An 8,573-nucleotide genomic window follows, 5' to 3' on the forward strand; every position below is an offset into this window, starting at 1 on the left:
GGGGGAGGTTAAGGCCTCGTTTCAGGGGGCTTTACGGCAGGTCACTCACCCGCACGTGCGGGCAGTTGGGAGACCGCGGAGTCGACCGCGTCGATCGTGTGCACGGGTGGTTCGTCGTCCGTCGAACAACGGGCGTCATGGCGACCACTCCTGGGCGGCTTTCCTCGTCGTGGCCGGCAGGCTCGGGTCGAAGGCCAGTCGTGCCAGGGCCTCCCGGCTGACCGGCGCGTCATCCGTGCGATGGAGGAACCAGATGGCTTCCTGTACCGCGCTGCCGCACCGGACGCACCGCTCGGCGAGATCCGCAGCCCAGAGTGTCGTCGCCGACAGAACAGCCGGTTCCTTGCCCCCTGCCGCCCCTCCGCCTCGCGGAAGGTCAGCGAGCCAGCGAAAGACGGCTGCGGTGACCCGGTCAGCGATCCTTTTGCACCAGACCTTGGCGAAGCAGTCGGCGTCGATGCCCCGAAATTCGAATCCCAACGCCTGGCACTCACGCCATGCGTCGTTCATTCGCTCGCGAGTGATCAGCCGTGGGTACGGCATCAAGGCACGCACCACCTCAGCGACGGCACTGCAGTCCGCCGGAGCACCACCGCACATCTGCGCGTCATCCGGCACCCGCTCGACAGTCAGACACGCCTCCAGTACTGAACGCGCCTGGGCGAGGCTGTGTGAGTCCGGCGCGGTCGCGCCCCAGCCGAAGTCGTTCTGCCAGGAATGCGGGAGGCCCTGCAGCCCTTCGGGCAGCAGCGGTTCCTCGTCGCGGGTGACTTCCTGAGCACGAACGTCGTACACCCAACGACGCAGCCCGAGAAGCCGGGAACGCACGTAGGGGCGGAAGTCCCGGACCTCGTCGTCGTGTACGAGCTCCATCAGGGCCTGCTCGCCGCGTGGACGACCGAGCGAGACAAGCACGCGCACCGCCGCCTCCACCGCCACGCCGACCCGCACGAACGCGGCTGCGAGCAACGCGGCGTCTTCAGCTTCCGCATCGTTCGGCAATCCGGCGGTGGTTGCACGCTCGATGAAAGCGAAGGCGTCGTACGCCAGCGACTGCCGCACCGAGGCGGCCCACTCCGCCGCCACCTTGTCGACCCACTGTTCAGTCGGTGGCTCAGGCACCGTGGGAATCCCCAGGTCAGCCCAGGCTCCGACCACCTGCACCACCCGCTCCCGGGTGACCTGGGACGTGGTCGGCATGGTGCGGGTCAACCAGGCATCTGCCTCGTCCAAGGTGTGGTCATCACGGTCGTCATAGAAGTCCCGTAGTTCCTCGTCCCAGTCGTGCACACTCTGCCGTCGGTCCGGCAGGCACGCTCGCAGTACCTGCCGAGCCTGCTCACGTCTCTCCTCCGTGGGGGCAAGTGCCTCCAGAGCCTGAGACCTGCGGTAGGTCAGATCGTGCCAAGGCGGTGGCAACTCACGCATGGCAGCGGGCAGCAGGTAGGTGTCCACAAGTCGCTCTCCGTCCGTGCCCCCGGCAGCTTTCCCGAGGCGCTGGCGTCATGAGACGCCCAGGTAATCCATCGCTTCTTTCGGATTCTTCATCCTCGACCATTCCATGGTCCCAGCCTGCTTCCGCGCCTGGATCTCTGCCTCCATCCGCTTGAGCTGACTTGGGGAGATGTCCGTACCCGCGATCCGTACAGGCACCCCGTTTTTCGCCATTGTTCCGGCCGGTGTCCCTTCAGGCTTGTACTTGACGCCGTCCCGCTTTCCGCTCTTGTAGCCGCTGAAGATATTGGTCCATTTCTCTGTGGTCTCGATCTCGACTCGTGTAGCCCTGCCTGGGCTGCCCTTCCCCTCCCAATCAGCCAGATCCTCGACCTGCCGTTCGAAGTCGGCCTTGATGGTGGCATTACCCGTGTTCTTGACCTCCACGGCGTGGACCTTGCCGTCCTTGCCCCGATAGAGCACGTCGGCGTCGTTGATCTCGGAGATGTTCACCGTTTCGCCGTTGCCGAGATCGACGTTCTCCTTGCCGAAGTCCTTGCCGACAGCGGTGTGCACGGTCGTGCCGGGTGTTGCCTCGCTGTCGGCGGCCCGCTGGACGGCGTTCAGCTCCGCACGTGCCTGGCTGAGCTCGTCGGTGTTCTTGGCGTTCGTGACCTTGCTGGTCAGCGACGAACGTGCCTCCTTGGAGATGCTCTTCGTCCTGGCCAGTCTGGAGATGTCGTCGAGCGCTCGGGCCGCATCCTCCTTGCCGATCTCCTTCTTGTCCGGGTCCGGGTCGTCCTTTGCCCGCTGAACGAACTCGTCGATCTTCCGCGGTGCGTGCTGGACGCCCTCGTCGTCGAGTGCCTTCCTGGCGGCTTCATTGCGATCCGCCAACTCGGCCTCGTCTGCGGCCCTGTCCGCCTCGTCGGCCTGTTCGCGAGCGTCCTGGGCCTGCTGCTTGGCCTCCTCGTCGCAGCCGTCCTCGGCGAGGATGACGTACGGGGAGCCGGACGGGCCGGCGGCGAGGGTCGTGGTGCCTGTGCCGGAGGATCCGGTGAGGAGGCCAGTGGTGGTCCCGGGTGGGTTGCCGCCGTACGGAATCCGGCGGGCCGGCGCCGCGATGGTGCAGCCCGACTCGCGGGCCTGCTTCTCGGCCGCGTCCGCCGCTTCGTCGGAGTCCTTCGCCGCCTTCCGAGCACCCTCGGCATCGCCCGCCTTGGCAGCCTTGCGGGCCTTCTCCGCCGCGTCCGCCGCCTTGTCGAGGGATTCACCGACCTCGGCCAGCTTCTCGAACTTGGTGAACTTCGTGATGGTCTTCGGGCTGAAGATGCCGATGACGCCGATAACGGTGTTGCCGATGGAGGCGCCGTAGTTGCCCTTCTCCCAGTTCTCCTTGTCCACGAACGTGTCGATCGCCAGGTCGGACACGAAGTCCTCGGGCGAGTTGACCCAGCCCCATACGGAGGAGACGTAGTTCCCCTTGTCCCACTCCTCGCCCAGTTCGTCGGCCTTGTCGCCCCACCAGTTCGTGGTGTAGCCCTTCAGGCCGTTCCAGGTGTCCTTGATCGAGCCCACCGGGTCGCTGACGACGTCCATGGTGCTGGCCAGGAAGCTCTTGGTCGGGGCCACGAAGAAGCCACGGACATGGTCCATGAACGTCCTGTCGTGGCGTTCCTGATCATGTACGTCGTCCCAGAGCGACCTCTCGTCGAACGGCCCTGGAGCGAGGGGAACCGTGTCGTTCGTCCCCGCACCCTCATAGGTGATGATCCGAGTCGACCACGCCGGATCACCGCCGCTGCCGTTGCCGTTGCCGCCCGTACCACCGTCAACACCCGTGCCCCCCTGGCCACCTGCACCACCCTGTGTGGCCGAGTCGCCTTCGGTACCCGCCTCGCCGTCCGCGCCCGAGCGCCCGTCTGTCCCTGCACCACCGTCCGCGTTCGCGCCGCCGTCCGGGTCCGCTCCGCCGTCCGCGTTCGCGCCGCCGTCCGCGTTCGCGCCGTTGCCCTGTGGAGCGGGGCAGGCCGTGCCCGTCACCGAGCAGACCGCCGACTGGATGCCGTCGGCGATGCGCCCGCCGAGGCCGCCCACCGACAGCGCGACGATGATCGCGGCGACGACCGCGACGAGCCCCGCGTACTCCACCGCGGTCTGGCCGTCGTCCCGCCGCCAGCGGATCATCCTCGCCAGGCTGAACGCCCGGCGATCCTCCCTGTCGTGGAGAGCGGTCTCGAACCACTCACGCGACCGGGCCCGGCGCAACAGCACGATGACCGCCACCGGCATCGCCGCCTGGGTGAGACCCCGCAAATCACCGTGCATCAGAGTGCCGAACGACAGCCACACGATCCACGCCTGTACGGCGATCAGTGCACGGCTCGTCCACACCCCGCCCCGCCACAGGCGCCGGGCCAGGTAGACCCCGCCCACGCTGGGCAGCGAGTCGTACACCAGGATCCCGAAGATCTCCCCGGAGTAGTACGACACCACCGACAGCACGGTGACCACGTACAACACGGTCAGGGCGAACTGCGCCCACAGCAGTACCTGTGCCCAGCTCAATTCCCGTGGCAACGACGAACGCCGATCCCAGGACGGGATGTTCTGCGCACCCCAAGTCCCGCTCGGGGGTATCGGGCTACCGGAACCGGACATACGTGACCTCAGTTCGCGGGCGGCGATTCAAGGCGGACACCCGGCCGAGGCTAAGGAGAATCGATGGCTGACACATGGGCCCCTGGGCCCAACCGTGGGCCCGCCTGAACCGCCGCCGTTGCCGCCGGCAGGACGGACCACCTGCTGTAGGCGTTGCCCGCGCGGCGCCCCGAGTCGGGATCGTCAGCGGTTCAGGTCCATGACCCCGACTCCGAGCCCGGCATAGAGTTCCGGCGCGACAGTGCTCACGAGCCCTCCGTCGGGGAGCATCGGGTTCGGCCGCGCAGTGTGTACGGCTGCCGCTACGCCGAAGCCGAGACCGTCGCGGCACAGCTCGGCAACGGTCACGGCCATCGCATAGTCGTCATCGACAATACGAAGTACGTCCAGCAGCACACCGGCGTGAGCCACGATCCCTCCACGCTCGCGCTCAGCCTCGAGGAGGCACAGCACTGGCACCCACAAACGCACGTCATCGCTGGCCGCCGCCGCATGGATGAGACCGGAGACCTGCTTGTCGCCTCCCATGGCCAGGAGCGTGGCAGTGTCGAGAACATAGTGTTCGGTGAGGTTCAACGCGACGGCTCCGCCTCGGCGAGCGCGGCCCGATGAGCGGCAGTGGCTTCACGCATCTTGCGCCGCATCTCCGCAGACTCCTCGTCCGTCACATCGTGCCCGAACCGCTCGGCAAGCAGGGTCCGGGTGTGCTCGGCCCGTTCCTTGATCTGCTCGGGAGTCAGCGTCTGAGCAGCTATCTCCTGCATGAGGGCGCGCAGGCTGGTCCCTCGCGCGTCCGCCACGGCGGCGAGCTGGTCACGGACTTCAGCGGGCACACGAATCATGACGTCGGACATACCGCGAGTATACGTGACGTATACGCCAAGCCTTTTACCTGTGCCACACGCGCCAGAAGCCCCTGCCTGCTCGCGGTACGGGACGGGGCCTCCGGCGTCCGAACGGTGCTCAGCTCTCCGAGCGCGGGAAGGAGACCTCGACCCGGCGGTTCTTCTTGCGGCCGGTTTCCGAGGAGTTGTCGGCGATCGGGTACTGCTCGCCGTAGCCGCGGACCTCGTAGGTGACGTTGGAGTCGGTCAGTTCCTGGTCGAGGACGTTCTGTACGGCGTCGGCCCGCTTCCTGGACAGGACGTCTCCGTGGGCGGAGGAGCCGAGGTTGTCCGTGAAGCCGAAGACGCGGATCTTCGTCGCGTTCTGCGTCTTGATCTCCTCGGCGATCGCCGAGATCCGGGCCTTCGCCTCGGTGCCCAGTTTCGCGCTGTCCTTGCCGAAGAGGACCTCGGCCTGGAGGGCGAACTTGACGTCGGCGTTGGTGTCTTCGCGTCGTTCGTCGCCGCTCTGGTCTTCGACGACCTGCTTGATGTCGAGGACCTTGGGTTCGGCGAGGGTGCCGCCGTCAGGGATCTTGAGGTCCGGGTCGTTCGGATCGACTTCTACGGGCGCGGTGGCGGTCGCCTCCGTGCCCGGGGGCACACCGGGGCCGTCGGCAGCATGGGCCGAAACCGCACCGAACAGATTCGCGGCGACCATGACGGTGGCTGCCGTGAGGGTCAGAGCGAGACGAGGGGTTCCCGTCATGGGTGGAGTGCGGGTGACGGTCATGGGGGGCCTCACCCGGAAATCGTGATGGTAGCGGTGGGGAAGCCCGGAAGCTGAAGCCCGACTTCGGTCGTACTGGTGGGCGGAGACGGAAACTGCATGAACACAGGTACAGACTCACCGGCCTTGAGGGTCGGCAGACCAGTGGTGGTGAGTGGACGACCGTCCGTGTCACGAAGTACGTAGTACCGCTTCTTGCCCTTGGAGTCCACCAGCGTGGCACCGCCCAACGAGCTGCCGTTCTTGATGATCTCGGTCTCGTTGCCACTCAGATTGGAGGGAACGACCGCGGTCTCCGAGCCGTCGTTCTTCAGGTTGCCGTTCACGGTGACGAATCCGCCGGAGTCGCGGGTGGCGGACGTGACTTGAAGGAATAGGCCTTGCGGCCCCTTCATCTCGGCCAACGGGTCCTGGGATGTCCCTTCCTGAGCACTCGGCTTGGATCCATCGTCCTTAGAGGCGGAAGCCGACTTCTCGGGCTTCTTGTCGTCATTTCCACCGCCGCAGCCGGCCACACCGAGGGCCAAACCAGTCGCAACGGTCAGTACGACCATCCCCCTGCGGGCCTTCGCAGTGAACCGAATGCTCATCTTTCCGCTTCCTTCATCACTCGTCGTTCGCTTGTGGTTCGGCCAGGTGCACGTCGAAGAGATCCTCGGGCTTCGGCAGCACGTCGAGATCGTCCGGGTCCAGCTTCCAGTTCACCTCGTCCTCGCAGGTGAGCGCTGGCAGTACATTCTCATCGCCGCCGTCGCCCGGTAGCTCAAAGGTGCACAGAGGCTCAATCACCGCTGTGGCGGTCGCATTTGCCTTCTGTTGTTCCGTGCCGGGAACTATGGACTCCCCTACGGACTTGTTCGTCTCCACCTCGACTGTGAAGCCCAAGGGGCCGTCCGGAATGCACCCGCGACCGGCTACCTGGGCATCGTTCTGAGCGGCCAGCTGATGGGCCCGCCAGCATGAAGGGCCGAGTCCTTCTGCATTGCCGTCGAGGATTTGCTGCCACTTGGTCGGATCGAGCAGGTCCTTGACCCAGGCGTCCGCGAGCTGGTCCCGCCTGTCCTGCGCTGCGGCAAGAGCGGCCGCATCGGCAGCCGTCTGGGCACCGTTCCGATTTGCCGCCGCCTGGCCCACCGCGAAGTACGCGAACGTGAGAAAGAGCAGACCCCCCACCACAGTGATGTAGATGGGGAAGGCCTGCCCTGCATCGCCGTACCGGCGGAATCGGGTCAAGGAGCAACCTTGGCGACCTGTGCCTTGATCTTGTCGAGGATCGTCTGACCGATGTCCGTACCCGTGATCGCCAGCACAATCGCCACCACCACCGCGATGATGCCCAGGTACTCGACCGCCGTCTGCCCCTTGTCGCCCGCGCGGCGGCGCATCGCATCGGCCGTCGTGTTCTTCCAGCCGTTCACGCGGACCTTGGTCGCGACGGCGGTCTTCAGCATCAGGTCGCTCATGGTGTTCCCCTCCGGTTGCGGCTGTGTCGCTCTCGACACGAGGAACGTACGGCCGAACGCCCTGTCCGCCGGAGGGCCCCAGGGCCCAATTCCGGGCCCAATCGCTCAGGACCGGCCTGCTCTCCCCCCATCGCTTCACCGAACGTCACCCCAGTCCCCGGTGTGTGTCCGGTGCCGTGCCGATCCATTTCGCGGCGGCCTCGGAGCGGCTGGTGCTGTGGAGCTTGGCGAAGATGCGGTTGATGTGGTTCTTGACGGTCTTCTCGCTGATGAAGCACGTGGCGGCGATCTGCTGGTTGTTCATGCCGGATGCGATGAGGTCCATGATCTCCGCCTCCCTCGTGCTCAGTTGGAACCGCGACCTGTCGGGAGCGGCCGGACGGCCACTCGTCCACTCAGACGAAGACTGTCCCACATGCGGTTGCACTTGCGAAAGGTTTTCTGGAGAAGTGGGTGAGGGTGAAGCGTTCGGGGGATTGAAAGCCGCACGTGGAGCGCTCTGTTGAGGTTGCGTATACGACTGTGCGGAGGTGGAAATTCCGTATGCAGTCGCACTCGATGTCTGGCCCAGACCCTCCGGTAGGGGCGCGGCCGGTGACCGGTCCTGGCGGAGTTGGGCCAGCAGGGCGCCCGCCGCCGTGGGGGTGAAGTGGGCCCGGCCCTCCTTGATGTCCCGTATCGCGTCGACCAGCTGGTCGGCCGTGAACTCGCCGTGGACCAGGTAGCCGCCCGCTCCCCGGCGCAGGGCTTCCTGGACGATCTCCGACTCCCTGCTGTAGGTCAGCATCACCACGGGAGCGATCCGCACCAGGTACGGGAGCGCCGAGATGCCGTCCACGCCCGGCATGCGGACGTCGAGCAGGACGACGTCGGGGCGGTGCTGGTGTACGGCCTCGTAGGCCTGGCGGCCGTCGGCTGCCTCGGCCACGACCTCGATGTCCGGCCGGCCGGAGAGCAGGGCGGTGAGGCCGGCGCGGACCACGGGGTTGTCGTCCGCCACCACGACCCGCAGGCGGCGTGCCGGCTGGGCCGGCCGCGGGAACGGAAGGTCTGCGAACGGGTCGTGCGGTGGCGGCTGCGGGGCGCCGGTGGAGTGGGGTGTCTGGTCCGGCATCGGGGGCCTCCTCCTCTCGGGTCGTGGGGTCATGCGGTGGGGTTGGTCAGGGCGGCCAGGGGGAGCTCCAGGCGAACCTCCGTGCCCTGGGGGTGGCCGCCGCGCCCTATGCGGATGCGGGCGCCCACGGAGGCCGCGCGTTCGACCATGCCGACCAGCCCGAAGTGGCCCGCACGGCGCAACTGTTCGAGGGTGGTGCCGGGAGGGAGGCCGCGGCCGTCGTCGTAGACGCTGATGCGGAGCAGGTCGCCGTGGACCCCCGCGCTGACGTCGACGCGGGTGGGGTG

The 8,573-nt window shown here is 66.9% G+C and carries 10 protein-coding genes; all 10 read right to left on the reverse strand.

Annotated features, from left to right (window positions below):
• Nucleotides 1–135 precede the first annotated feature (135 nt).
• A complete protein-coding gene (locus tag C1J00_RS32630; RefSeq protein WP_102912586.1) occupies nt 136–1,455 on the reverse strand; it encodes a hypothetical protein in 1,320 nt (439 codons plus the stop codon).
• A 48-nt stretch (nt 1,456–1,503) separates the two neighbouring features.
• Nucleotides 1,504–4,002 (reverse strand): hypothetical protein, encoded by a 2,499-nt coding sequence (locus C1J00_RS45595; RefSeq protein WP_180989774.1) that lies wholly within the window; start codon nt 4,000–4,002, stop codon nt 1,504–1,506.
• A 276-nt stretch (nt 4,003–4,278) separates the two neighbouring features.
• Entirely contained in the window at nt 4,279–4,671 is a 393-nt protein-coding gene (locus tag C1J00_RS32640) for a PIN domain-containing protein (RefSeq protein ID WP_102912587.1), read from the reverse strand.
• Nucleotides 4,668–4,949, reverse strand: a complete 282-nt coding sequence (locus C1J00_RS32645; RefSeq protein ID WP_102912588.1) for a hypothetical protein — start codon at nt 4,947–4,949, stop codon at nt 4,668–4,670. The genes C1J00_RS32640 and C1J00_RS32645 overlap by 4 nt, the downstream gene beginning before the upstream one ends.
• A gap of 109 nt (nt 4,950–5,058) precedes the next feature.
• Entirely contained in the window at nt 5,059–5,688 is a 630-nt protein-coding gene (locus tag C1J00_RS32650) for an OmpA family protein (protein ID WP_102912594.1), read from the reverse strand.
• Between the two features lie 32 nt (nt 5,689–5,720).
• Nucleotides 5,721–6,299 carry a hypothetical protein gene (locus C1J00_RS32655; protein ID WP_102912589.1) on the reverse strand — a complete coding sequence of 193 codons (579 nt, stop codon included), beginning with the start codon at nt 6,297–6,299 and terminating at the stop codon, nt 5,721–5,723.
• A gap of 16 nt (nt 6,300–6,315) precedes the next feature.
• Nucleotides 6,316–6,942, reverse strand: a complete 627-nt coding sequence (locus C1J00_RS32660) for a pilus assembly protein TadG-related protein (protein ID WP_102912590.1) — start codon at nt 6,940–6,942, stop codon at nt 6,316–6,318.
• A complete protein-coding gene (locus C1J00_RS32665; RefSeq protein ID WP_102912591.1) occupies nt 6,939–7,172 on the reverse strand; it encodes a hypothetical protein in 234 nt (77 codons plus the stop codon). Before C1J00_RS32665 ends, C1J00_RS32660 begins: the two co-directional genes overlap by 4 nt.
• A gap of 145 nt (nt 7,173–7,317) precedes the next feature.
• A complete protein-coding gene (locus C1J00_RS32670; protein WP_102912592.1) occupies nt 7,318–8,286 on the reverse strand; it encodes a response regulator transcription factor in 969 nt (322 codons plus the stop codon).
• Between the two features lie 29 nt (nt 8,287–8,315).
• On the reverse strand, nt 8,316–8,573 hold a 258-nt coding region (locus C1J00_RS32675; protein ID WP_342751770.1), incomplete at its 5' end, for an ATP-binding protein.

Origin of the sequence: Streptomyces cahuitamycinicus (assembly GCF_002891435.1) — a bacterium.
Classification (GTDB): Bacteria; Actinomycetota; Actinomycetes; order Streptomycetales; family Streptomycetaceae; genus Streptomyces; species Streptomyces cahuitamycinicus.